A 25,172-nucleotide genomic window follows, 5' to 3' on the forward strand; every position below is an offset into this window, starting at 1 on the left:
AGGAAACCTTTCATGACCATCGCATTCGACGCCGCCGTCTTCAGGACGCCAAACGAACCGCTGACCATCGAGAGAGTGACGATCCCCTCGACGCCGCCGCCCGGCGAGGTGCTCGTACGGCTCCAGGCGAGCGGGGTGTGCCACAGCGACCTCCACGTCCTCCTGGGCGAATGGGAGGCCCCTTCGCCCATGATCCTCGGCCACGAGGGAGCCGGGATCGTCGAGAGCGTCGGCGAAGGCGTCACGACGCTGAGGAAGGGCGACCACGTCGTGCTGTCCTGGACGCCTTCCTGTCGCCGCTGCCGCTACTGCGTCAGCGGCAGGCCCGTCCTCTGCGACATGGTGAGCGAGCACTCGGCGAACCACCTGTCGTTCGACGGCCGGTCCCGGATCACGTCCGCCGACGGGGACGACGTCCTCAGCTTCGCGGGCCTCGGAACGTTCGGCCAGTACACCCTCGTGCCCGAATCGGGCGCGATCGCCGTCCGGGACGACGCACCGTTCCCGCAGGCGGCTCTGGTCGGCTGCGCCGTCACGACCGGGGTCGGCGCGGCCGTCAACACCGCCGGCGTGCGGCCGAGCGACACCGTGCTGGTCCTCGGCTGCGGCGGCGTCGGCCTGAACGCGATCCAGGGGGCCCGGCTCGCCGGCGCGCGGAAGATCATCGCCGCGGACGTCTCCGACGAGAAGCTGGAGCAGGCGCGCGTCTTCGGCGCGACCGACCTGATCAACAACGGCCGCGAGGACTTCGCGGACCGGGTGCGGCAGCTCACCGACGGACGCGGTGTGGAGATCGCCATCGAGGCCATCGGGCTGCCCCGCACCATCGAGGCGGCCTACGAGGTCCTGGCCCGGGGCGGCACGGCGGTGGTCGCCGGGCAGGTGGCGGACGGCCTGAAGGTCTCCATCGATCCCTTCGTCATGTCCGATCAGGAGCTCTCGCTCATCGGCTCGAACTACGGCTCCAGCAAGCCGGCTTCCGACTTCCCGCTGCTGATCGACCACTACATGAACCAACGCATCGACCTGGACTCCCTGGTGACGAGCGTGATCCGTCTGCGGGACGTCAACGAGGCGTTCGACCAGATGAAGCGCGGCATCGGCATCCGCTCGGTGATCACGTACTGAAAGGCAGGGGCGATCTCATGGCCCTGGAATCATCACGCTCGGCCTTCGAGCGAGCCCGCCGCAGCGTCGGCGGGGGTGTGGGGTCGGGCCTGCGCGCCGCGATGCCGCCCCATCCGCTCTTCGTGCGCGAGGCGCGGGGCGCACACGTCTGGGACCTGGACGGCGACCGCTACGTCGACTACGTGATGGCCTGGGGGCCGCTCGTCCTCGGCCACGGTGACCCGCGCGTCCTTTCGGCGGTCTCCGAGGTCGCGACGAGGATGCAGGTCGTCGGCACCGGCCACCCGCTGGAGTACCTGGCGGCCGAAGCGGTCCTCGAAGCGGTGCCGCACGGCGAGCGACTGCTGTGGAGCAACACCGGGACCGAGGCGGTGCAGGTGGCGCTGCGCCTCGCGCGCGCCGCCACCGGCCGGCGCCGCGTCCTCAAGTTCGCGAAGAGCTACCACGGCTGGCACGACACCGTGTACGCCGGGATGTCCGAGGACGACTGCGACCGCCCCGCCACCCCCGGCGGGCCGGGGCAGTCGGCCAGCGTGCTCGACGACCTGGTCGTGGCGCGCTTCAACGACGTACGGCTGGCCGAGCGGCTGCTGGGCGAGGCCGTCGAGCGCGACATCGCGGCCGTGCTCGTCGACCCGGTGATGAGCAACGCCGGCGTCGAAACGCCCTCACCGCTCTTCCTGTCGACGCTGCGGACCCTCTGCGACCGGCACGGCGTGGTCCTCGTCTTCGACGAGGTGATCGCCGGGTTCCGGATCGCCCGGGGCGGGGCGGCCGAGAAGTACGGCGTCCTGCCCGACCTGTCCGTCTTCGGGAAGGCGATGGCCGGCGGCTTCACCCAGAGCGCCGTCGTCGGCCGGGCCGATCTGGTCGACCAGGTGACGTCGGGCGTCGTGCACGCCGGAACCTTCAACGCCAACCCGATCGCCCTGGCCGCCGTCGCGGCGACGATGCGCGTGCTGGCCGATCCCGCGGTCCACGAGCAACTCGAGGAGATCTCCAGCGAGTTCGAAGCCCTCGTCGGTGCCGTTCTCGGTTCCTCGGCCGACTTCGGCAGCCTCAACCGGGTCGGCTCGCTCCTCCAGTACGTCCCCGCCGGCGGCGCCACCGGGCTCCATGGAACGAGCGGGCTCTGGAGGGCGATCCTCGAAGGGATGCTGCGCCAGGGCTTCCTGTTCATGCCGTCCGGCAAGGTCTTCCTCAGCACGGCACACACCAGTGCCGACGTCGAGGCGACGGCCGAGGCCCTCGACCGGCTCCTGCGGCAGCTCTGACGTCCCGCGTCGAGCCGCGTGCACAACCCCACCCGCCCCGAGCCGGGCCGCGTGTTCCGATCCCCCGCGGCCCGGCCCGGTCCACCTTTCCGGAAGACACCATGCTGAACCTCTCGGTCCTGCTCGAGGACTCCGCCCGCACGCACCCGGACCGGGACGCCGTCGTCCTCGGCACGACGCGTCTCACCTACGCCCAGCTCGACGCCGCCGCCAACCGGGTCGCCAACCTCCTGGTGGACCGCGGCATCTGGCCCGGCGACAAGGTCGCGCTCAGTTGCCCGAACGTGCCCTGGTTCCCGATCGTCTACTACGGGATCCTCAAGGCCGGCGCCGTCGTCGTACCGCTCAACATCCTGCTCAAGGGCCGGGAGGTCGCCTATCACCTCGCCGACTCGGGGGCGAAGGCGTACTTCTGCTTCGAGGGCGGCGAGGGCCTGCCGATGGGCGCGGAGGGACACGCCGGGTTCACCGAGTCCCCGGACTGCGAGCACTTCTTCCTCGTCACCGCCGACCCCGCGGCGAAGAGCCCCATCGAGGGCGTCGAGACCCTGGGCGCCGCGCTGCGGGACACCGCGGCGACGTTCGACAGCATCGGGACGTCGGGGGACGACCCGGCCGTGCTGCTCTACACGAGCGGTACGACAGGGCAGGCGAAGGGCGCCGAGCTCAGCCACGCCAACCTGGTCCTCAACGCCCTCGCCTGCAACCGGCTGCTGGAGAACCGGGCGGCCCAGGACACCCATCTGGTCGTGCTGCCGCTGTTCCACTCCTTCGGCGCGACCGTGCAGATGAACGCCGGCTTCTCGACGGCGAGCACCCTGGTGCTGCTGCCACGGTTCGACGCCCGGCAGACGGTGTCCCTGATGCAGCGGGAGGACATCACCGTCTTCGCGGGCGTCCCCACCATGTGGTGGGGTCTCCTGCAGGCGCTCACCGACGACGTCGACGTCGAGCGGATCGCGAGGAACCTGCGCGTCGGCGTCTCCGGCGGTGCCGCGCTCCCCGCGGAGCTCGTCAAGCAGGTCAGGGAGCGACTGGGCGTCCAGGTCCTGGAGGGCTACGGCCTCTCCGAGACCTCGCCGGTGGTGACCTTCAGCGATCCGGCACGAGAGCCCCGGCCCGGCTCCATCGGCGTGCCGGTCTGGGGCGTCGAGGTCAAGCTCGTCAACTCCGACTGGTCCGAGGTCGAGGACGACGGCACGGGCAGCGCCGTCGGGGAGATCGCGGTCAGGGGCCACAACGTCATGAAGGGCTACCACGGCCGCCCCGAGGCCACCGCCGAAGCCGTCAGGGACGGCTGGTTCCGCACCGGCGACCTGGCCCGCCGGGACGAGGACGGCTTCTACTACATCGTCGACCGGGCGAAGGACCTGATCATCCGCGGTGGCTTCAACGTGTACCCGCGCGAGATCGAGGAGGTCCTGATGACGCACCCGGCGGTCAGCCTGGCCGCGGTCGTCGGCGTGCCGCACGAGAGCCACGGCGAGGAGATCAAGGCGTTCGTCATCCTCGACCGCGACGCCGAGGCCGGTCCGGACGAGCTGGTCGCCTGGGGCAGGGAGCGGATGGCCGCCTACAAGTACCCGCGCGTCGTGGAGATCGTGCGGACCCTGCCGATGACCTCCACCGGAAAGATCCTCAAGCGCGAACTCGCGTGACCGGCACACCGAACGCGCCGGCACGGCGGGAAGGACGGCAGATGACAGTGAACGAGGGCAGGCGGCCGGATGCGGTCCCCGACGGCTACGGTGCCGGGGCGGACGCGGCACCCGGCTCGCTCGTGGCCGCCTGGAAGGCACGCGTGGCGAAGAACCCGGAGGGCACGGCCCTCCGCTTCTTCGACGGGGCTCTGTCCGCGCGGGAGGTGGACGAGGCGTCGGACGCCCTGGCCGCCGCGTTCGAGGCGCGCGGAACCGGCCGGGGCGACCGCGTCGGGGTGTACCTGCAGAACGTTCCGCAGTACACGCTGGTGCTGCTGGCCCTGTGGAAGCTGGGGGCGACGGCACTGGGACTCAACCCCATGTACCGGCGCCGGGAACTCCGCCGGATCATCGAGGACTCCGGAGCGGTCGGCGTCGTCTGCGCGGACGAGGACGTCCACGAGACGCTCGGCACGCTGGCGGGGAGCACGGTGCGCTGGCTGGTCAGCACGTCGGCGCTGGACTACCAGTCCCGCGACGATCCACGGGTCTTCGCGACGACGCGCCGCCACGCCCCGGCGCCGGACGGCGACCTGATGGCGCTGATCGGCGAGTTCGAGGGCCGCGCTCCCTCGCCCGTCGAAACAGCCCGCGACGACGTCGCGTTCCTGACGTACACCTCGGGAACGACGGGGCCGCCGAAGGGCGCCATGAACACCCACGGCAACGTCCTGAGCGTGGTGGCGACCTGCGCTTCGTGGATGGGTGTCGGCGACGGGGACGTCGTGTTCGCGATGGCACCGCTGTTCCATGTCACCGGGGCGGTGGTCAACGCGGCGCTCTCCCTGCTCACCGACACCACGCTCGTCCTCACCGGCCGGTTCCACCCCGAGGTCGCCCTGGAGGCCTTCGCCGAGCACGGGGTGACCTACACGATCGGCTCGATCACCGCGTACAACGCGATCTACGAGCTGCCGCAGGCCGGACCGGAGCACTTCGCGTCGGCGAAGGCCCTGTACTCGGGCGGCGCGCCGATACCGCCGGCCACCGTCGAGCGGTTCCGGGAGCGGTTCGGCGTCTACCTCCACAACGGCTACGGGATGACCGAGACGACGTCCGCCGTCATCGCGGTGCCGCCGGGCAGCAGGGCCCCCGTCCACCTGCCGAGCGGAACGCTGTCCGTCGGCAGGCCACTGCCGCACGTCACGGCACGCGTCGTGGACCTCCACGGCGTCCCGGTGCCCGGCGGGGAGCAGGGCGAGCTCGAACTGAGCGGGCCGCAGGTGGTGCCCGGATACTGGGGCAAGCCCGAGGCCACGCGTCGCACGATGCCGGAGGGCCGGCTCCGTACCGGCGACGTCGCCGTCATCGACGAGCAGGGCTGGGTCTACCTGGTGGACCGGCTCAAGGACCAGATCAACGTGTCCGGGTACAAGGTCTGGCCGCGCGAGGTCGAGGACGCGCTGTACGAACACCCGGCGGTCCTCGAGGCCGCGGTCGTCGGGCAGCCGGACGCGTACCGCGGAGAGACCGTCGTCGCCTACGTCTCGCTCAAGGCGGGGCTGAACGCCACGGCGGAGGAGCTGATCGCCTTCGCCCGTGACCGGCTGGCCGCCTACAAGTGCCCCCGCGCGATCCACTTCCTCACCGACCTGCCCAAGACCCAGAGCGGCAAGATCCGGCGGGCCGAGCTCCGCGGCGGCGACGGCTCCGGGCCGGCTACCCCAGCGAAGGACTGATCCATGAACCAGAACCACACCGGCCGAGGCCGATTCCCGGGCCGCACCGCCGTCGTGACCGGAGCGAGCCGGGGCATCGGTCTCGCCGTCGCGGAACGGCTCGTCGCCGAAGGTGCGCGCGTATGCCTCACGGCCCGCAAGGCCGGACCCCTCGAAGAGGCCGCCGCCACGTTTCCCCCGGGCAGCGTCGTCACCGTCGCCGGCAAGGCGGACGATCCCGGGCACCGCCGCGAGGTCTTCGACACCGTGGCGCGCGAGTTCGGCGGGCTGGACGTCCTCGTGAACAACGCGGGCATCAACCCGGCGTACGGTCCCGTCGTCGGCCTGGACCTCGACGTCGCCCGCAAGGTGCTTGAGGTCAACGTCCTCGCCACCCTCGCCTGGGTGCAGGACGCGGTGGCCCACCCGAAGCTCGGTTTCACCGAGCGCCGGGGCACGGTCGTGAACCTCTCCTCCGTCACCGGCGACACCCCTGCCCCCGGCATCGGCCTGTACGGGGTGAGCAAGGCGGCGGTGTCCCACCTGACCAGGACCCTGGCCGTCGAACTCGGCCCGGAGATCCGGGTCAACGCCGTGGCCCCCGCCGTGGTGAAGACGCGGTTCGCCGAGGCCCTGTACGAGGGCAGGGAGGCCGAGGTCGCCGCGGACTACCCCCTGCGGCGCTTGGGCGTGCCCTCCGACATCGCCTCCGCCGTGGCGTACCTGGCCTCGGAGGACTCCTCCTGGGTCACCGGCCACGTGCTCACCGTCGACGGCGGCCTCACGGTCGCCGGCGGCACCGCGTAACGACCGCGCCCACCCCACGAAGGACTACCATGACTCACCCTCACCTTCCCCCGGAGATCGCGGAGTTGCGCGAGCGCACCCGCCGGTTCGTCCGCGAGGTCGTCATCGACGCCGAGCCCGCACCCGGCGGACGCCTCGACCAGGGAACCCGCGACCGGCTGCAGACGGCGGCGAAGGCCGCCGGCGTCTTCGCGCCGCTCGTGCCGAAGGAGTACGGCGGCCAGGGACTGCCCGTCGAGCACTGGTCGCCGATCCTCCAGGAGGCCGGATACTCGCCGATCGGCCCCAGCGCGCTCAACTGCATGGCCCCCGACGAGGGGAACATGCACATGCTCAACCTCATCGCGACCGAGGAGCAGAAGAAGACCTACCTCGCGCCCCTGGCCGCGGGCGAGATCCGGTCCTGCTTCGGCATGACCGAGCCCCACCCCGGCGCGGGATCCGACCCGGCCGCGCTGCGGACCACCGCCGTGCGCGCCGACGGCGGCTGGATCATCGACGGCCACAAGCGCTTCACCAGCGGCGCCGTCGGTGCCGCGTTCTGCATCGTGATGGCGCGGACCCCGGCCGTCGGCGGCTCCCCCGAGGGGGCCACCATGTTCCTCGTCGACCTGACGAACCCCGGCATCCGGGTCGGCGAGGCGATCCACACCGTCGACCGCGCCATCGACGGCGGCCACCCGCACCTGTACCTGGAGGACTGCTTCGTCCCCGACGAGGCGGTGCTCGGTGAGGTCGGGCTCGGCTTCCGTTACGCGCAGGTACGGCTCGGACCGGCCCGTCTCACCCACTGCATGCGGTGGCTCGGACTGGCGCGCCGGGCGCACGACATCGCTCTCGACCGGGCCGGGAAGAGGGAGTTGTTCGGCGGTCCGATCGACTCGCTCGGCCTGGCGCAGCACCTGATCGCCGAGTCCGTGATCGACATCGAGACCTCCGACGCGATCATCGCCAAGACCGCGGCGCTGCTGCACGGCGACCCGAAGGCGGGCTCGGCGATGTCGTCGGTCGCCAAGGTCCACTGCTCGGAGGCGATCTTCCGGGTGATCGACCGTGCCGTCCAGATCTGCGGCGGCGACGGCGTCTCCGACGGACTCCCGCTGGCCCAGTACCTGAACGAGGTCCGACCGTTCCGCATCTACGACGGCTCCAACGAGACCCACCGGTGGGCGATCGCCCGCCGGGCCTCGGCCGGCCGGCACGCCGCCGTCCAGGCCGGTGAGCGGTACCGGGGCGACGCCGTCGTCGGCCGGGACGGAGGCGCGTGATGCACACCGTCCCCGACGGCGTGGAGGTCGTCGCGAGCCGGGAGCGGGCCCGCCGCCTCGGCAGCCCTCCGCTCCTGGTCCTCGACGCGGTCACCGGCTTCCTCGACGCCCACGGCATCGGCAGCGGTCCGCTCGCGTGGCAACGCATCGGCGACGGCCATTCCAACGTCACCTACCTGATCGAACGCGGCGGCGAGTCCGTCGTCCTGCGCCGCGGCCCGCGCCCGCCGCTGCCGAAGTCGACGCACGACATGGTGCGCGAGGCCCGCATCCAGAGGATTCTCCACGGGCACGGGGTGCCGGTGCCGGAGATCCTCGCCGTCTGCACGGACGAGGACGTCCTGGGCGTGCCGTTCTACCTCATGTCCCGGCTCGACGGCACGGTCGTCACGGACACGATTCCGGCCCACCTCTCCCCCGCCGCCGAGCGCCGGGCCACCAGCGAGGCGGTCGTCGACACCCTCGTCGCCCTGCACGGCATCGACGTGACCCGGGGAGAGCTCGCCTCCCTGGGCCGGCCCGAAGGGTACCTCCGGCGCCAGGTCGACAGGTTCCGCGGGCTCTGGGAGGTCAACACCACCCGCAGCCTGCCCGCGGTGGAGCGCATCTCCGACTGGCTCGCCCGGCACCTGCCGGCGAGTCAGGCGGCCTCGGTGGTCCACGGCGACTACCGCATGGGCAACCTCATGTTCGCTCCGCGGGCGCCTGCCAGGGTCCTCGCGATCCTGGACTGGGAGATGGCGACGCTCGGTGACCCGCTGGCGGATCTGGGGTACCTCACCGCCACCTGGTCCGAGGCGGGCCGCCCCACCACCCCGCTCGAACTCACCACGGTGACCAGGTCGCCCGGTTACCTGACACAGCGCCAGATGGCAGAGCGCTACCGGTCCCGCACGGGCCTCGATCTCACCCCGCTGCCCTGGTACCAGACCCTCGCCCTGTGGAAGGCGGCGATCTTCTGCGAGGCCATCTACACGCGCTGGCGGCGTGGCGAGCGCCCGGACGACACGACCTTCGGCCCCTCGCTCGAAACGGGTGTCCCCCGTCTGCTGGAGCGGGCCGGACAATACGCCGACCTGACGGCGACCGCGCGCCGCCGCTGACACCCCGACGCGACCGGTACGGGTCTCGACCGACCCCGCCGCGGCCGGGCTGTCCCCTCCCACGCCGCGGTCGCGGGCATGCCGTTCCTCCTCGTCTCCGTCCTCCTTCTCCCCAGAGAGGTACCGTGCCCTCCGCTCCCTCCCCGCCCTCACCCGACGACACACGGGTCCTGGTCACGATCAACGCGCTGCCGCTCGCCGTCGGCATCCTGCTCTCCTGCTCCACGCGCCTCGGAGAGACCTCCGTGTACGGCCGTCTCACCCTCGCCATGGGATGGGCGCTCACGCAGCTCGTCGTCCTCGTCGGCGGGACGTGGTGGTACGAGAGCCGGGCCGTGTCCTCCCGCGAACCGGCGCCGACGACGACCGCCCCCTCTCGTACGGCCGGGGGCGCGAGGTGACGACGTACCTCCTGAGCGCCGGCTCGCCCGACCTCATCGGTCCCGCCGCGAGGGGCGCGGTCATCGTCGCCTTCCTCGTCTTCATCGGCCTCTGCCTGCTGTGGGTCTTCACCCTCGCCACTCAGGACGACGACCCGGAACGCCTCCACGTCGCCGGCCGGTCCCTCCCGCCCGTCCTCAACGGCGTCGCGATGGCCGGCGAACAGATCACGGTCGTCATCCTGGTCTCGATGCCGGGAACGATCGCCCTCTTCGGCTACGACGGAGTCTCGACCGCCGTCGACAGCGCCCTCGCGCTCGGTGTCTTCCTGCTCCTCGCCCCCAGGATTCGCGCGACCCGGCGCTACACCCTCGGTGAGCTGTTCTCCCTGCGTGCCGAGGGACCGGGAACGCGGGCCGCCGGCGCGGTGGTGACGCTGTGCATCGCCGTACCTCTGCTCATGGTCCAACTGCGTGCCGGCGGCATCACCGCCGCTCTCCTGATCGGCATGCCGACCGAGACGGCCCAGGTGGTGTGCACGGTGATGATGGGATGCCTCATCATGTGCTTCGCCGGAGTGGCCGATCTGCGCGGCACCACGTTCGTGCAGGCCGCCAAGGTGCCCGTGGCCCTGGCGACGCTCACCGCGGTGATCCTGGTGGCGCTGCGCCTGTTCGACTGGAGTCCCGCGTCTCTGCTGTCGGCCGCCGTGGACAAGAGCATGTCCCCGGACGAGTACCTCGGCCCCGGGCTGTGGGGGCACGTCACCGGCTCCGGTCCGCTCAACACGCTCAGTGACCACATCGTCCTCGTCCTCGGCACCGCGATGATGCCCCATCTGATCCTGCGCGTCAGCGCCAGCCGGGACGTGCCCGCCGCCCGGCGCTCACTGAGCATCGCCGTCGGACTGACCGGCCTCTTCTACCTGCTGCTGATCACGACCGGCTTCGCCGCGGCCGCGGTCGTGGGCAGCGGACCGATCGGAGCGGTCGACGTGAAGGGGCAGGGAGCCCCGATCCTCCTGGCGTCGGAGGTCCTCCCCCACCACTCCACCAGCCGGGTCGTGCTCATCACCCTCGTCGCCTGTGTCGCCTTCCTCGCGGTGCTCACGGCCGTGGCGAGCGTGACCTTCGCCGCCGCCGTCTCCGTGACCCGCGACCTGCTCGGGCGGAAGGGCCGGGCCCGGATCAGGATCGGCCAAACGGCGGTCCTGCGGCTGTCCGTCGTCGCGCTCTGCGCCGTGAGCCTTCTCCTCACCACCGCCGTGCACCGCTATCCCATCGAGTTCCTCCTCGCGTTCTCCCTGAGTCTCGCGGCCACATGCGTGTTCCCCGCGGTCGTCTACTCCCTCCTCTGGAGCGGCTTCAACCGCCACGGACTGCTGTGGCTCGTCCACGGAGGGCTGTCCCTGTGCACCCTCCTGACCCTCGCGTCCCCCGCCGTGTCCGGGACGACGTACGCGCTGCTGCCGGAGCGGGACTTCAACCTGTTCCCGCTCCACACCCCCGGCCTGGTCTCCGTACCGGCGGCCTTCCTCCTCGGATGGCTCGGCAGCGCACGCCCCTGGGAACGGATCACGCGCGACCGGCACACGGTGCCGCGACCGGCTCCCGACCGCAGCGCCCCCGGAGCGCGCGTCGACTCCGGCAGGAACGTCGCGAGCGGATAGCTCCGCCGTGCCCGCGGCCCGCTTGGTGCACCGTGCACCGAGCCCGGGCGAAGCAGGTGCCCGCCGCCGTTCTCGCCCGCGGTCCCGGCCGCGACAGTGAGACCACCACCACACGAACGACAGGGAAACCCCGGAACCATCGCACCCGCCCGACGGCCGCGCGGACGACGCGCGGCGAGATCCGAGAAGACGGAACGCCCGCGGCTGAGCGTACGGCCGGTCAACCGCGACGCGGATCGAGGAAGAGGACGCACATGACGACCCAGAAGACGACCCGGGCCCTGACGTCCGTGGCGAACGACACGCCGGCGGAGGAGATCCTCGCGATCGTGACCCGTGACGGCGGCGTCATCGTCAAGGGCTTCCTGACGCAGGAGCAGATCGCCCGCTTCAACGCCGAGATCGAGCAGCCGCTGCGGGCGCTCGACCCGGGTTCCACCCACGAGGACGAGATCGTGGCCGCGTTCCACGGCAGCAACACCAAGCGCCTCACGAACCTGGTGACGCACAGCGCCACGTTCCGCGGCGAGGTCATCGACCACCCCCTGGTCCACGAGATCAGCGACCGGGTCTTCCTCCAGGAGTCGGGCACGTACTGGATGACCACCGCCCAGGTGATCGAGATCGGCCCCGGCAACAAGGCGCAGATGCTCCACCGTGACCTGGAGAACTGGTTCCCGTTCATCGGCATGGGGCCCGCCGGGCCGGAAGTCACCATCAACTTCCTCGTCGCCCTGACCGACTTCACGGAGGAGAACGGCGCCACCCGCGTGATCCCCGGAAGCAACCACTGGAGCGACTTCGAGGACCGCGGGACGCCCGAGCAGACGATTCCGGCGGTCATGGACGCGGGAGACGTCCTCCTCATCAGCGGCAAGACGGCGCACGGCGGCGGGGCGAACCGGACCGGCGACGCGTACCGGCGCGGCCTCGCCTTCACGTTCAACGCGGGCTTCCTCACCGGCGAGGAGGCGTACCCCTTCCTGGTCGACAGGGAGCTCGCCAGGACGCTCTCGCCGCGCGTCCAGCGCATGCTCGGCTTCCGCTCCCAGTACCCCACGGGCTCGCCCGGCCTGTGGCAGGTCGACTACGCCGATCTGGGCGACCACCTCGGCCTCTGAGACCCGGACCGGCCAGGGGCCGCCGCGGCTGTCCGAGGAGCGCACGTCATGGCTTTCCCGTACATTCGCCCTATGGGAACCGAGGTCGACGCGTTCCTCGGACAGCTGGCCCGCCACCTCCGACCGCAGGTGACGAAGCTGGCCGGCCTGCTGCTCCGGCGCCTGAACGGCGAACTCCCCGAGCTGTGGGAGGACGCGGACATCGAAGCCCTGAGCCTGGAGGAGACGATCCAGCACGTCACCGCGCTGCTGGACCTCCTGGAGACCCGCCCCGGCGCGAGCGTGCCGGAGGCTCCCCCGACCGCCCTGGACCTGGGGCGCCTCTTCGCCCGGCGGGGAATCCCGGTGAGCCGGCTCCTGCGCGCCTACCGGCTCGGCCACCTCGGCCTGCTCGAACAGGTGCAGACGGAGGCCGCCCGCCGCACCGGCGACTGGCACCTGATCCACCAGGCCTCCATGAGGCTGGTGACGCTCGGTTTCGACTACGTGGACCACTCCTCGGAGGCGGTCGTCGCCGCCTACCAGGAGGAACGCGACCGTCTGCTGCAGCGCCGGCTCCTCCTCACCGACAGGGCCAGCAAGCTCATCGGGACCACCCTCGACATCACCCGCACGGCGGAGGAGCTGACGGAGGTCTGCACCGGGGACTTCGCCGACCTCGTCGCCGTCGACCTCCTCGACTCCGCCCTGGACGAAGCGGGCACCGGCCCGCCGGAGGCCCGGACACAGCGCCGCGTCGCCCAGCGCTCCGTCCTCGACGGCTGTCCGGATTCCCCGCTCCGCGTCGGGGAGGCCCACGCCTACCCCGACGGATCGGAGCCGGTGCGCGCGCTGGCCACCGGACGCTCCGTCCTCGAGCGCATCGCGGGGACCGAGATGCCCCCGTGGGTGGCGCCGTCCGCGTCCCACGGCCGCGTGCTGCGCGACCTCGGCCTGCACTCCGTCCTCCTCGTGCCCCTGCACGCCCGCGGGGACACCCTCGGCCTGGTGCAGTTCGTACGACACCGCACCTCGGCCCCCTTCGACGACGACGATCTCCTCCTGGCCCAGGAGATCGCCTCCAGGGCGGCGGTGTCCATCGACAACGCCCGCCGGTACACCCGGGAGCGTGCGACCGCGCTCACCCTCCAGCGGGCCCTGCTGCCGCGCGGCACGGTGGAACAGGCTGCCGTCGAAACGGCTTCGCGCTACCTGCCCGCCGGGTCCCGCGCCGGTGTGGGCGGTGACTGGTACGACGTCATTCCGCTGTCCGGGGCCCGTGTCGCCCTGGTCGTCGGCGACGTGGTCGGTCACGGCCTGCACGCCGCCGCCACCATGGGCCGGCTCCGCACGGCCGTCCGCGCCTTCGCCGACATCGACCTCATGCCCGACGAACTCCTCACCCACCTGGACGACGTGGTCATCCGGATGCAGCGCGAGGAGTCGCCGGACGAGAGGGAGACCAGCGCCACCTGTCTGTACGCGGTCTACGACCCCGTCTCCCGCCGGTGCTCCCTGGCCAGTGCCGGCCACGTCCCGCCGACCGTGGTGACCCCCGCGGCCTCCGGCGGGGCCGCCAGGCCGGCCGGGTTGCCCGAGATGCCCGTCGGGCCACCCCTCGGCCTGGGCGGACTCCCCTTCGAGACGGGCGAGTTCGAGCTGCCGGAGGACAGCCTGCTGGTCCTGCACACCGACGGGCTGATCGCCGGCCGCGGGCGTGACGTGGACCGCGGACTCGCCACGCTGCGCGAGGTCCTCGCCTCGGCGCCGGAGTCGCCGGAGGAGATCTGCGACCGGCTGCTGGCCGCGCTGCTGCCCGGCCGCCCCGCCGACGACGTCGCCCTGCTCGTCGCCCGGACCCGTGCCCTCGATCCGGACCACGTGGCCACGATGGACCTCCCGTCCGATCCGGCGGCCGTGTCCGGGGCCCGCCGCTTCGCCTCCGACGTCCTGGCGGCCTGGGGGCTGGACGATCTTTCCTTCACCACGGAGCTGGTCGTCAGCGAACTGGTGACGAACGCGATCCGCTACGGCAGGAGCCCGATCCAGCTGCGGCTGATCCTCCAGTCGACGCTCACCTGCGAGGTGTCGGACGCCAGCAGCACCGCCCCGCACCTGCGCCGCGCCCGGATCTACGACGAGGGCGGCCGCGGTCTGCTCCTGGTGGCCCAGTGCGCGCAGCGCTGGGGCACGCGGCACGGTCGCGAGGGAAAGGTCATCTGGGCGGAGCAGGCTCTGCCCGCGGACGGCGCGTCGACCGCCGACGTGCCGTAGTGCCTGCTCCACGCCGACTTGATCGATCGACTAAGTCGATATAGTGGGCGCATGGCTCATGTTTCCGCGGCGGAGCGCCGCCCCCAGTTGATCAAGGCGGCCATCGACCTCATGACCCGGGAAGGCGTCGCCGCGGGGAGCACCCGCGCCATCGCCGCGGAGCTCGGTGTCGCGCAGGCCACCGTCCACTACACCTTCGGCACGAAGGAGGACCTGTACCGCGCGGTCATGGACCAGATCACCGACGAGCTGGTCGCGCAGGTGCGGCGGGCGGCGCCGGAGGACGCGGGCTTCGAGGAGACCTTCAGCGCCCTGGCGGGTGCCCTGTGGGGCACCGTGCGCGAGCCGTCGTCGCACCACCAGCTGCTCAGCGAGCTGACCATGTTCGCCCTGCGCGTGCCCGGCCTCAACGAGGCCCGGCAGAGCCACTACCGGCGGGTCATAGAGGTGACCGCGCAGGTGATCTCGGAGACGGCCAGGAGGACGGGGCAGGAACTGGCCGAGCCCCCGGAGACGGTGGCCCGGTTCTTCCTCTCCGGCTTCGACGGACTCACCATGCAGGTCCTCCAGTGCCTGCCGGACGAGACCACCGAGCGGACGGGCCTCAGCGCGCTCGTGGCCGCGACCGTGGCGCTGGCCGACGGGAGCCTCGACCTCCCGGACGTACCGATGGCCTGACACCACGCGACAACGGTGGTGGGGACACCTTCCCAGGTGCCCCCACCACCGTTTCCGTCTCCTCGTGAGGATCAGCCGGCCCAGACGTCCTCGACGTAGCGTCCGGACCCGACGAGCGCGGCGAGCCAGGCCACGGCCCGCTCGTCACTCGCGCCGGTGCGCTCGCGGTAGATCGCCATGAACGCTTCCCGTACGGCGGGGGCCATGCGACGGCCGTCGCCGCAGACGTGGACGCGTCCGCCGGCCTCCAGGACCGACCACACCTCCTCGCTCTCGCGGGCGATGCGCTCCTGGACGAAGCGGGCGCCGTTCTCGGGCGCGTGCATGAAGGTGGGGCGCATGCTCACCGCGCCGGCCGCCTCGGCCGCCTCGAACTCCTCCCGGTGGAGGTAGTCCACGTCCGGGTGATCGCAGCCGAAGTAGCAGAGCAGGGTGCCGGTCGAGGCGCTGTGGTGACGGTCGAGGACCGCACCGCGGAAGGGCGCGAGGCCGGTGCCCGCGCTGACCAGGATCACCGGTACGGAGGTGTCCTCGGGGAGGCGGAAGGACTCGCTGCACGGCAGCACCCGGGCCTGGATCACGTCACCCTTGTTCACGGTCTGCAGGAAGTGCGAGGCGATGCCCCGGAAGGTGCCCTCGCCCGACCGGTGGGGCGCGGCGAGCAGCGACACCATCAGGTCGGCCTCGCCGGGCCGGGCCGCGGCGGACGACGAGATCGAGTAGTGCCGGGGACGCAGCACCGGCAGCAGTTCCAGGAAGCGCTCGAAGGGCAGCTCGCACGCGCGGTGGCGCTCCAGGAGGTCCAGGACGCTGAGCCCCGCGCCGGTCACCCGCTCCCGGAAGGCCTCGGGATCGGCGCCGGCGAGGGCGGTGAGCGGCTGCTTCTCCGGCGGGCAGGCGGTGTGCTCGGCGAGCACGGCGACCTGCTCCCGGGTGGCCGCGTCCTGGAGCTCGACGAAGTCGGTGAGGAGGCGGCGCAGGGTCAGCGGCCGGTCGACGGGCAGGGCGCCCCGGCTCCGGCGGCGGGCGCGCAGCCGGACGGTGCGGTCCAGGTCGAGGCCGAAGCGGTCGGCGACGCGCCGGACGAGGTCCTCGGGGTTGCTCGGGAGGACGGCCAGGTGGTCGGCGGTGCGGTAGGTGACGCCCTCGGGCAGCCGGAGTCGCAGGAAGCGCTTGGAGCGGCCCAGTTCGTGGTCGGTGTCGACGAGTTCGTACGCCTCGAGGACCTCCATCGGCTGGACGCCGTGGCGCGCGGCGAGTCCGCCGAGGACCGACTCCGAGGTGTCCTCCAGCTCGTACAGCCCTTCCCCCTCCGCTTCGGGTGCGGGGGCGGGGGCGGCCGCTTCACCGGCTGCCGCCTCGCCGTACTCCTCCAGGAGCGCCTTCCACAGCTCTTCCGTCCACTGGTCGACCGCTCCGCCGAAGTCGCCGGAGGCGTCGGCGCTGCCGCGTCCCAGGAGCGGGACGGCGCCGGCGGCGGTCAGGCGCTCGTCGATCAGGGTGGGGATCCGCTGGTAGGTGGCGGCCCAGTTGCGGTCGCCGACACCGAGGACGGCGTAGCGCAGCCCGGCGAGCGAGCCGGGGGCGAGGTCCTCCAGGGAGGCGACGAACTCGGCGGCGTCGTCGGTGGGACGGCCGTTGTAGGAAGCGGCGACGATGACGACGGGGCCCTTGGAGCCGGCCAGCCTCTCCGTGTACTGGTCGAGGGAGGCGACGGTCGGGGCGAAGCCGTGCTCCTCGCCGTCGGTGCCGAGGTCGCGGGCGATGCCGGCGCAGGTTCCGAGGTTGGAGCCGTGCAGCAGGGTCAGCGCGGTGCCGCTCGCCCGGCGCGTCACGGTCGCGGCGCGGCCCGTGGCCGGGTCCGCCGCCGTCGCGGCGGGCAGGCGTCGTTCGTCGCTGGTACGGCGGGCGAGCCGCAGGCTGAACCCGTCGGGCTTGATGGTCAGTGTCGACTTGATCTTCAGCTGGTAGTCGGTGTGGTCGATCAGACGGTAGCGGTGCACCAGCAGGCCGAGCAGCAGGGTGGCCTCGTGCAGCGCGAACTGGCGGCCGATGCAGGCCCGTTCGCCGTTGCCGAACGGCTTGAAGGCGTGGACCGAGCGGGCCGCCTCCCGCTCGGGCGTGAAGCGCTCGGGATCGAACAGCTCGACGTTCTCCCCCCAGGCCGCGTCGCGGTGGAGGGCGGAGGTGATCACCATCAGCGACTCGCCCTTGCGGACGGGGTACTTGCCGCCGATGACGGTGTCCTCGATCGGTTCGACGGCGTACGCGGGCGCCGTCGGCCACAGGCGCAGGCTCTCGTTGAGCACCTGGCGGATGTAGGTGAGCTTGCCGATGTCGCCGTACTGCGGGTCCGGGGATGCGGTGTCGCCCCACAGGGCGTCCACCTCGGCCTGGGCCCGGGCGAGCACCTCGGGGTGTTTGGTCAGGTAGTACAGGGCGAAGGAGAGCGCGCTGCTGGTGGTCTCATGGCCGGCGATCAGGAAGGTGATCACCTGGTGCCGGATGTTGACGTCGTCCAGCGGCTCACCGGTGACGGGGTCCTTCGTGTGCAGCATCAGCCCCATCAGGTCGTCCGTGCCGGTGTCGCCGGAGGCGCGGCGCTCCCGGATCACGTCGTCGACGAGGTCCGTCATCAGGTCGATGTCCGCGCGGAACTGCTCGACCTTCTTCCTCTTGAAGATCTCGGAGCCCGGGATGGACTCGCCCTTCTCCTGGGCGAAGACGAGGGCCCGGGACATCGCCTCGACGAAGGGGTGCAGGTCGTCGCGGCGGAAGGACTGGAAGTCGTAGCCGAAGCCGCACAGGCCGATCGTGTCGAAGGTCAGCCGGGTCATCTCGTCGGGCACGTCCACCGACTGCACCCCGGCCAGCCGGTCCCACTTGCCGATCAGCGACCGGGCGACCTGGAGCATGGGGGCGTGGTAGCTGCGCATCGAGCCGAGCGAGAACGCGGGCATCAGGATGTCGTGCGCCTTGCGCCAGTTCGGCTCGTGGTTGTAGGCGGTGAACAAGCCGTCCCCGGCCAGGGCACGGACCTCGACCAGGTCCTGGTGGACGTGCTTGCGGAAGCGGCTCTCGTCCGACAGCTCGGTCACGAGGTCCAGGCCGCCGACCATGACGGTGTCCCTCCCGAAGAGCCGCAGCCGGTACACGGGCCCGAATTCCCTGAACTCCTTCAGCAGGTAGGCCAGGAAGTCCGCGCCCGCGGGAACGTTGAACGCGTGGCCTACGAGGGGCAGCGGGGGGCGCTCGGGGATCGCCCGCGCCGCACCTACGGACACCTGAGTCATGAGCGTGCCTTTCGTTGCACTCCAGCAGTCGCCCACCAACTTACATGCGACTTTGTCGGGTGAACATGTCGAGTGACTGTATGGAACGACACAGTCATGCGACGGAACTCGGTCCACCCTCCGAACGTCCCACCGAGGCGGCTTGACAGACGACCTCGTCACTGGACACGGTTAATCGACATGGTCAGTCGACCATGTCGAGCGCATCATCTGCGTGCGCGCTTCTTCCACCGAGCACATCGAGGTTTCCGCATGAACACCATGCTGGCCGGACGGCTGCGCCTGGACACCCGCACCTTCGTCGTCGAGGAGGTCCCGATCCCGGTTCCCGGCCCGGGCGAGGTCCTCGTGGAGGTGCGGGCGGCCGGCGTCTGCCTCTCCGACATCCATCTGATCGACGGCAGCCTGAGCCCCTTCCACCCCGTCGACGCCGTCAAGGACTCCGGCGCCATCACCCCCGGCCACGAGGTGGCCGGCGTCGTCCACACCGTCGGTCCCGACGTGAAGGGCGACTGGACCCCCGGCCGGCGGGTCGTGCTCCAGGCCGGGCAGGCGTGCGGCGAGTGCGGCGACTGCCTGCGCCACATGCTCTGCCGCCAACCCCTGACCCGGGGAGTGGACTACGACGGGGGCTGGGCGCAGTACGCCCTCGCCCGGGAGGACACCCTGCTCCCCATCCCGGACCACCTCCCGTTCGACCAGGCCGCGATCATCCCCGACGCCGTCTCCACCCCGTACGCCGCGATCGTGGACACCGGCGCGGTCCGCCCCGCCCAGGCCGTCGGCATCTGGGGAGCCGGGGGCCTCGGCGCCCACGGCATCCGGCTCGCCCGCCTGGTCGGAGCCGCCCCCGTCATCGCCGTCGACCCGCTGCCCTCCGCCCGCGAGCGCGCCCTCCTGTTCGGCGCCGACCACGCCCTCGACCCCATGGCCGCGGACTTCGCCGAGGCGGTGCGCGAGGCCACGGCAGGCCGGGGCATCGACGTCGCCTTCGACTTCGCCGGCGTCGGAGCGGCCCGCGCCCAGGCCGGCACCGTCCTCGGCCCGAACGGCGTCCTGGTGCTCGCCGGCCTCACCCCGGAGCCGGTCACCGTCGCCGACAGCATCGACTTCTGCTTCAACGTCCGGCAGATCCGCGGACACTACGGCTCCGAGCCGGAGCACGTGGAGCAGCTCGTCGGACTGGCCGCCGCCGGACGGATCGACCTCGGCCCCTCCGTCAGCGCCCACATCCCGCTGGCGGAAGCCGCGGACGCCGTCGCCCGGCTGGAGAAGAAGACCGGAGACCCGATCCGTCTCGTGCTCACCCCCTGAAGCACGAAGGGAGGTGGCCGGCTCACGCCGCCCGACGCGGACGCCCCGGCCACCGCCCGCCCCACCGTCGAGGTCGCTCTGGGAAGTCCCGTGGCCGACGGTGGGGTTGGCGGGACGGCGTCGGTTCTGCGATGCTTCGGACCGTCAAGCGACGGCGGAACGAGGAAGCCGGTGAGATTCCGGCACGGTACCGCCACTGTGTAGGGGGAGCGACTCCGCCCATGGCCACCGCCCCGTCCGGGGCGGGAAGGCCGGAGAAGCTGTGATCCCGAGTCAGGAGACTCACGCCGTCGCACCTCGAAGTACGGGGCGGATTTCCCCAGGAGAGGCGGTGGCACCCATGTGCCTGCGTATGTGTGGTGGCAGCTTCGCGCTGCCCGCGTCCCTTCGGAGCCGGCCTGCCCGGCCTGACGCACCGGCCCGTTCCCCGAGGGCCTGACCACCCCCGCCTTCGGCGGGTTCCTTCTCGTACGCCACATCCGCGCACCGTCATGCCCGTGCGCGGATGCTCACGCACGCCACCAGGAGTCACCTTTGCCCGTACGATCCGTCATGCCCGGACGCCGTCAGGCCGCCGCGGCGGCCTTCCTCGCCGTCGCCCTCACGCTCACCGCATGCGGCGGCGACGCCGGCACCACAGCCGACACCAGGACGCGTGCCGAGGGCGAGGGGTGCATCGAGGACTTCGACCCGGCCGAGGACTACTTCCCGGTCAAGTCGACGGTGAGGCACGCCGAGAACTTCACGCTCCGGTACGAGAAGAGCTACCAGGTCCTCACCGTCAAGGAGCCCTTCCCCAAGGGGAAGCCCGAGTCGTACGTACTGGTCAAGTGCGGTGCGCCGAAGCCGAAGCTGACCGGCGAGCTGGCGTCCGCGCAGCAGGTCACCGTACCCGTCAGGAGCCTGTACTCCGCCTCCACCACGCACCTGCCGCTGCTGACCGAGACCGGCACCCTGGACGTGCTGACCGGTGTCGCGAGCGCCGCGGCCGTCTCCTCCGCCGAGGTGATCGAGCGGGTGAAGGGCGGCAAGGTCGCCGAGTACGCCAAGGACCGCGTCCTCGACACCGAAGCCGTCATCGGGGCCAAGCCCGACGTGCTGATGACCCAGGGCACCGACGACCCCCAGTACCCGAAGCTGCGTCAGGCCGGCATCGCCGTGGTCGCCAACGCCGAGTGGCTGGAGGCCAGTCCGCTCGGGCGGGCCGAGTGGGTCAAGGCGATGGCCGCGCTCACGGGCGCCGAAAGGCAGGCGGGCGAGGTCTTCGACACCATCGAGGGCGACTACCGGAAGGTCGCCGAGAAGGGCGCGCGGGCGGCCGAGGCGGGCAAGCCCGTCGAGGTCCTGCCCGGCACGATGTACCAGGGCACCTGGAGCATGCCCGCCGGCGGCAGCTACGCCGCCCGGCTCATCAAGGACGCGGGCGGCACCTACCCGTGGGCCGGCGAGACGGGCACCGGCAACCTGCAGCTGAACTTCGAGGGCGTGTACGCCAAGGCCGGCCAGGCCCCGGTCTGGATCGCCGACCAGCAGTGGAAGTCCACCGCCGACGCCGTGAAGGCCGACAGCCGGTACGGACAGCTGAAGGCCGTCTCCGGCGGAGCGGTGTGGACGAACCAGAAGGCGCTCGGCCCCGGCGGCGGCAACGACTACTTCGAGCGCGGTGTGCTGCGCCCGGACCTGGTCCTCGCCGACCTCTTCGCGCTGATGCACCCGGACCAGGCCAAGGGCCACGCCTTCACCTTCTACCAGCAGGTGCCCACGGCGTGACGACACATAGGACACCCCTGACGGCACCGGAAACGGCACTGGAGCCGGAACCGGATCCGGCATCGGCTCCGACACCGACACCGACACCGACACCGACACCGGAAACGGCACTGGAACCGACACTGGCACCGGATCCGGCACTAGAGCCGGCACTGGAACCGGATCCGGCATCGGACGCTGCGCGGCCGGTGCGTCGGCGCCTCGTGGTCGTCCTCGCCCTCGCGGCCGGGACCGCCCTGCTGTTCGTCCTCGCCCTCGCCACCGGCTCCCATCCCGTGCCGGTCGCGGAGGTGGTGCGGGTGCTGTTCGGCGGCACTGCCGAGGACCCGCGGTGGACCGTGATCGTCGAACAGGTCCGGCTGCCGCGCGCGCTGACCGCCGCCGCCGTCGGCGCCGCGCTCGCGGTGGCAGGCGTACAGATGCAGACGCTGTTCCGCAACGCGCTGGCCGACCCGTTCTCCCTCGGGGTGAGCTCGGGCGCGAGCATGGGCGTCGCCGCCGTGGTGGTCGGCACCGGCGGGGTCGCCGGCAGCTTCACCGGAGACCTGGCCGGCCTCGGGCGCGTGGGCGTCGTCATCGCCGCCTCGCTCGGCGCCGCCGCCGTACTGGCCCTCGTCCTGCTCCTCTCCCGATGGGTGCGGTCGGCCGTCACCCTGCTCGTCATCGGCGTCATGATCGGCTCGGCCGCCACCGCCATGGTCGGCGTGATGCTCGTCTACGCCCGGCCCGAACGCGCCCAGCAGTTCGTCCTGTGGGGCCTGGGCAGCTTCGGCGCCACGACCTGGCCCGACCTCCACGTCATGCTGCCCGTCATCGGCGCCGGCCTGCTCACCGCGCTGCTGACCGCCAAACGCCTCAACGCCCTGCTGCTCGGCGAGGACTACGCCCGCACCATGGGCCTGAACGTGCGGCGCAGCCGCGATCTGGCGCTGCTCGGCACGGCGCTGCTCGCGGGCACGGCCACCGCGTTCTGCGGGCCGATCGCCTTCCTCGGCCTGGCCGTCCCGCACCTGACGCGGGTGGCGCTGGGGACCTCGGACCACCGGGCGCTCATCCCTGCGTCCATGCTCGCCGGGGCGTTCCTCGCGCTTGCGTGCGCGCTGCTGAGCCAGCCGCCCGGCACGGATGCCGTGCTGCCGCTGAACGCCGTCACCTCGCTGTTCGGCGCCCCCGTCGTCATCGCGTTCCTGATCCGCAGCCGTCGTGGTGTACAAGGAGTGGCCTCGTGAGCGACACGATGACCGAACCCGTCGCGGACACGGCCCGCCGGCCCGACCGCCCCGGCGGCCTGGTCACGCAGGGACTCGCCGTCGGCTACCGCACCCGGTCGCCGCGACGCGGCCACCGAGCTGCGCGGGCCGTGCTGTCCGGGCTCGACCTGGAGGCGCGGGCCGGCGAGCTGACCGTGCTCCTCGGCCCCAACGGCGCGGGCAAGTCCACGCTGCTGCGCACCCTGTGCGGGCTCCTGCCACCGCTCGGCGGCCGGGTGCACATCGGCGGGGTGGACCTCGCACACCAGCCGCCGGCCGCTCTCGCCCGGCGCCTGGCGGTCGTCCTGACCGACCGCGTGGACGCCGGACTGCTGTCCGTACGGGAACTGGCCGGGCTCGGCCGCCACCCGCACACCGGATTCACCGGCCGCCTCACGGCCGCGGACCACGCGGCCGTCGCATGGTCGCTGAAGGCCGTGGGCGCGGGACACCTGGCCGACCGGCCGGCCTCCGAGCTCTCCGACGGCGAACGCCAGCGCGTCCTGACCGCCCGAGCCCTCGCCCAGGAGCCCGCGGTCGTCCTCCTCGACGAGCCGACCGCCTTCCTCGACGTCCCCTCGCGGGTGGCGCTCACCGTACTGCTGCGCGACCTCGCCCGGGACAAGGGCCTGACCGTCGTGGTCAGCACCCACGACCTGGAGCTGGCGCTGCGGGTGGCCGACGCGGTCTGGCTCGTCGACCGGGACTCCGGCGTCCACGCCGGGGCGCCCGAGGACCTGATCCGCAGTGGTGCCGTCGCCGCCGCGTTCGACGCCGACCATCTCGCCTTCGACGCGGCCTCCGGCACCTTCGGCCTGCGGCGCACGGCACGCGCCGGCGTGACGGTGGACGCGCCGGCCGACGTGTTCCCGCTCCTCGAACGCGCCCTCGCCCGCGAGGGGCTGGCCGTCGCGGCCCCGGCAGGACCGACCGCCGGCAGGACCGTGACCTGGGACGGAGCCGAGCGGCTCACCCTCACCGGTCCGGACGGGCAGGTCGTCCGCGTCCGCGGATTCCACGAGCTGACGCGGACGGTGCGGACATGGTGACCGCGGTCGTCACCTCCGGCGCCCTGGCGCGCGTCTCCGCGATCGGTCCCTACTTCGCGGTGGCCACCGGCCCCCACCCCGGCGGCCCGGGCTTTCGCCCGATGACCGACCTGTACACCGACCCCGAGGTGCTCGCGGACGGCGTACGCGTCGTCGCCGGGCGTCTGGGCGGCGACCAGCCCCGGGTGGCCGCGTCCGCCCTGCACCTGGGCACCGCGTCCCGGCTCTGGTCCATCGCCCTGGCCTGCGCCGCGCTCACCGGCCGGGTCCCCGATCTGGCGCCCGAACGGCTGTGGTGGCGACTGCCGCCGTCCGGCCCTCTCGACCTGTGGCTCCCCGACCCGCGAGAGGTCGACCGGGAACCGCACCCGGCCCTGCACCACACGGTCATCGCCGAGAACCTGACGCCCTGGGCCGACGCGATACGGCGCGTCTCCGGCGTGTCCCCGCACACGCTGCGGGGCAACGCCGCGTCCGCGCTGATCGGGGCCCACCGCGTCCTTCTCGCCGGAACGCCGCGCACCGTCCTCCCTGTCGTACCCCTCGTGCGGGCCCTGCTGGACCGGCCTCCACTGGCGGGAGCGGGCACCACCCACCACGCCACCCCTGCCGAGCCGCTCGCCTACCAACGACACAGCTGCTGCCTGTACTACCGCGTACCGGGCGCGGGCACCTGCGGCGACTGCGTCCTCAACCTCAAGGAGAAAACCGCATGACCACCACCGAGCCGACCGTCGTCGAGACCCCCGGCGGCGGCACCCAGCACGTCTGGCCCCTGCCGGTCGACGAGCCCACCCTCCTCGACCTCGTCACCACCGTCTTCACCGACCACTGGCAGCACATCCACTTCGGGCCCCTCATCGAAGGCGCCGCCTGGGAGGTCGGCGCCCCGAACGCCCCCACCGCCATCACCATGAACGACGGCTACGCCACCATCGACTTCGGCGCCTGGCACTTCCACCTGTGCATCGGCGAACACACCGCCTCCGGCCCCGAACTCGGCCGCATCCGCCGCTGCTCCCGCGCCGAGCTCTACCGCGGCCTCGGCTCCGACGGCTCCCCCGTCAGCTGGGGCGTCCGCCTGTTCAACGGCCGTGACGAGCAGATGATGACCGTCCTGCTGCCCAACCCGTTCCTCACCGACCGCCAAGAGATCCTCGACACCCCCGACTTCACCCGCCTCGCCGCGTGGGACACCCTCCGCGCCCGCTTCCTGAGCCTGTCGCCCGACCCGCTCGACCGCTCAGGCAAGGGGTTCCGCCACAGCGGCTGACGGGCAGCCGCTTCTCCCCCTCCCGACAGGACACACGAAAGAACCCATATAAACGTTGGAATACAACTCCGAGGTGACGCAGTCCCTCGGTCCGGGAAAGGAGCACCCCCTCATGAGCGACCCGACCCCACGCCCCCGCCTCGCTGCTGCATGCCGGCCGACCGAGCGACCGGCCGACCGGCC

General features: G+C 72.1%; 19 protein-coding genes and 1 riboswitch. Of the genes, 18 read left to right on the forward strand and 1 reads right to left on the reverse strand.

From position 1 onward, the window contains the following. The first annotated feature begins 12 nt into the window (after positions 1–12). From ESG85_RS10175 to ESG85_RS10225, 12 genes are all read left to right on the forward strand, one after another. Positions 13–1,128: a Zn-dependent alcohol dehydrogenase gene (locus ESG85_RS10175; RefSeq protein WP_128977742.1), complete on the forward strand. Its 1,116-nt coding sequence runs from the start codon at positions 13–15 to the stop codon at positions 1,126–1,128. A 17-nt stretch (positions 1,129–1,145) separates the two neighbouring features. Beyond that, positions 1,146–2,402, forward strand: coding sequence for an aspartate aminotransferase family protein (locus ESG85_RS10180; RefSeq protein ID WP_128977743.1), 1,257 nt, complete (start codon positions 1,146–1,148; stop codon positions 2,400–2,402). Between the two features lie 101 nt (positions 2,403–2,503). Continuing rightward, positions 2,504–4,060: a long-chain-fatty-acid--CoA ligase gene (locus ESG85_RS10185; protein WP_128977744.1), complete on the forward strand. Its 1,557-nt coding sequence runs from the start codon at positions 2,504–2,506 to the stop codon at positions 4,058–4,060. A 41-nt stretch (positions 4,061–4,101) separates the two neighbouring features. Then, on the forward strand, positions 4,102–5,781 hold the full coding sequence (locus tag ESG85_RS10190) for a class I adenylate-forming enzyme family protein (RefSeq protein ID WP_128977745.1): 1,680 nt from the start codon (positions 4,102–4,104) through the stop codon (positions 5,779–5,781). Positions 5,782–5,784: 3 nt separating this feature from the next. Then, positions 5,785–6,567, forward strand: coding sequence for an SDR family oxidoreductase (locus ESG85_RS10195; protein WP_128977746.1), 783 nt, complete (start codon positions 5,785–5,787; stop codon positions 6,565–6,567). A gap of 29 nt (positions 6,568–6,596) precedes the next feature. Beyond that, positions 6,597–7,835, forward strand: a complete 1,239-nt coding sequence (locus ESG85_RS10200; protein WP_128977747.1) for an acyl-CoA dehydrogenase family protein — start codon at positions 6,597–6,599, stop codon at positions 7,833–7,835. Continuing rightward, positions 7,835–8,938: a phosphotransferase family protein gene (locus ESG85_RS10205; protein WP_246094914.1), complete on the forward strand. Its 1,104-nt coding sequence runs from the start codon at positions 7,835–7,837 to the stop codon at positions 8,936–8,938. Before ESG85_RS10200 ends, ESG85_RS10205 begins: the two co-directional genes overlap by 1 nt. A gap of 125 nt (positions 8,939–9,063) precedes the next feature. Beyond that, a complete protein-coding gene (locus ESG85_RS35835; RefSeq protein ID WP_246094915.1) occupies positions 9,064–9,339 on the forward strand; it encodes a hypothetical protein in 276 nt (91 codons plus the stop codon). Continuing rightward, a complete protein-coding gene (locus tag ESG85_RS10210; RefSeq protein ID WP_246094916.1) occupies positions 9,336–10,988 on the forward strand; it encodes a sodium:solute symporter family transporter in 1,653 nt (550 codons plus the stop codon). Before ESG85_RS35835 ends, ESG85_RS10210 begins: the two co-directional genes overlap by 4 nt. 254 nt (positions 10,989–11,242) lie before the next feature. Then, positions 11,243–12,109, forward strand: a complete 867-nt coding sequence (locus tag ESG85_RS10215; protein WP_128977750.1) for a phytanoyl-CoA dioxygenase family protein — start codon at positions 11,243–11,245, stop codon at positions 12,107–12,109. A 48-nt stretch (positions 12,110–12,157) separates the two neighbouring features. After that, positions 12,158–14,362 carry an ATP-binding SpoIIE family protein phosphatase gene (locus tag ESG85_RS10220; protein ID WP_128977751.1) on the forward strand — a complete coding sequence of 735 codons (2,205 nt, stop codon included), beginning with the start codon at positions 12,158–12,160 and terminating at the stop codon, positions 14,360–14,362. 51 nt (positions 14,363–14,413) lie between these two features. Beyond that, positions 14,414–15,040 (forward strand): TetR/AcrR family transcriptional regulator, encoded by a 627-nt coding sequence (locus ESG85_RS10225; protein ID WP_128977752.1) that lies wholly within the window; start codon positions 14,414–14,416, stop codon positions 15,038–15,040. A 71-nt stretch (positions 15,041–15,111) separates the two neighbouring features. On the opposite strand, the gene ESG85_RS10230 is transcribed toward ESG85_RS10225, so the two are convergent. Next, positions 15,112–18,333, reverse strand: a complete 3,222-nt coding sequence (locus tag ESG85_RS10230) for a bifunctional cytochrome P450/NADPH--P450 reductase (protein ID WP_128977753.1) — start codon at positions 18,331–18,333, stop codon at positions 15,112–15,114. A gap of 252 nt (positions 18,334–18,585) precedes the next feature. Between ESG85_RS10230 and ESG85_RS10235 the strand changes: the two genes are divergently transcribed. From ESG85_RS10235 to ESG85_RS10260, 6 genes are all read left to right on the forward strand, one after another. After that, positions 18,586–19,647 (forward strand): zinc-binding dehydrogenase, encoded by a 1,062-nt coding sequence (locus ESG85_RS10235; RefSeq protein WP_128977754.1) that lies wholly within the window; start codon positions 18,586–18,588, stop codon positions 19,645–19,647. Positions 19,648–19,767: 120 nt separating this feature from the next. Beyond that, positions 19,768–19,953: riboswitch (cobalamin riboswitch) on the forward strand. A 246-nt stretch (positions 19,954–20,199) separates the two neighbouring features. Beyond that, entirely contained in the window at positions 20,200–21,417 is a 1,218-nt protein-coding gene (locus tag ESG85_RS10240) for an ABC transporter substrate-binding protein (RefSeq protein ID WP_128977755.1), read from the forward strand. Positions 21,418–21,605: 188 nt separating this feature from the next. Continuing rightward, positions 21,606–22,646: a FecCD family ABC transporter permease gene (locus ESG85_RS10245; RefSeq protein ID WP_246094917.1), complete on the forward strand. Its 1,041-nt coding sequence runs from the start codon at positions 21,606–21,608 to the stop codon at positions 22,644–22,646. Between the two features lie 8 nt (positions 22,647–22,654). Further along, positions 22,655–23,716 (forward strand): ABC transporter ATP-binding protein, encoded by a 1,062-nt coding sequence (locus ESG85_RS10250; RefSeq protein WP_128977764.1) that lies wholly within the window; start codon positions 22,655–22,657, stop codon positions 23,714–23,716. After that, positions 23,710–24,432 (forward strand): (2Fe-2S)-binding protein, encoded by a 723-nt coding sequence (locus ESG85_RS36570; RefSeq protein WP_128977756.1) that lies wholly within the window; start codon positions 23,710–23,712, stop codon positions 24,430–24,432. The genes ESG85_RS10250 and ESG85_RS36570 overlap by 7 nt, the downstream gene beginning before the upstream one ends. Next, positions 24,429–24,989 carry a DUF7676 family protein gene (locus ESG85_RS10260; RefSeq protein WP_128977757.1) on the forward strand — a complete coding sequence of 187 codons (561 nt, stop codon included), beginning with the start codon at positions 24,429–24,431 and terminating at the stop codon, positions 24,987–24,989. The genes ESG85_RS36570 and ESG85_RS10260 overlap by 4 nt, the downstream gene beginning before the upstream one ends. Positions 24,990–25,172 lie beyond the last annotated feature (183 nt).

Source organism: Streptomyces roseicoloratus (assembly GCF_004117935.1).
Taxonomy (GTDB): Bacteria; Actinomycetota; Actinomycetes; order Streptomycetales; family Streptomycetaceae; genus Streptomyces; species Streptomyces roseicoloratus.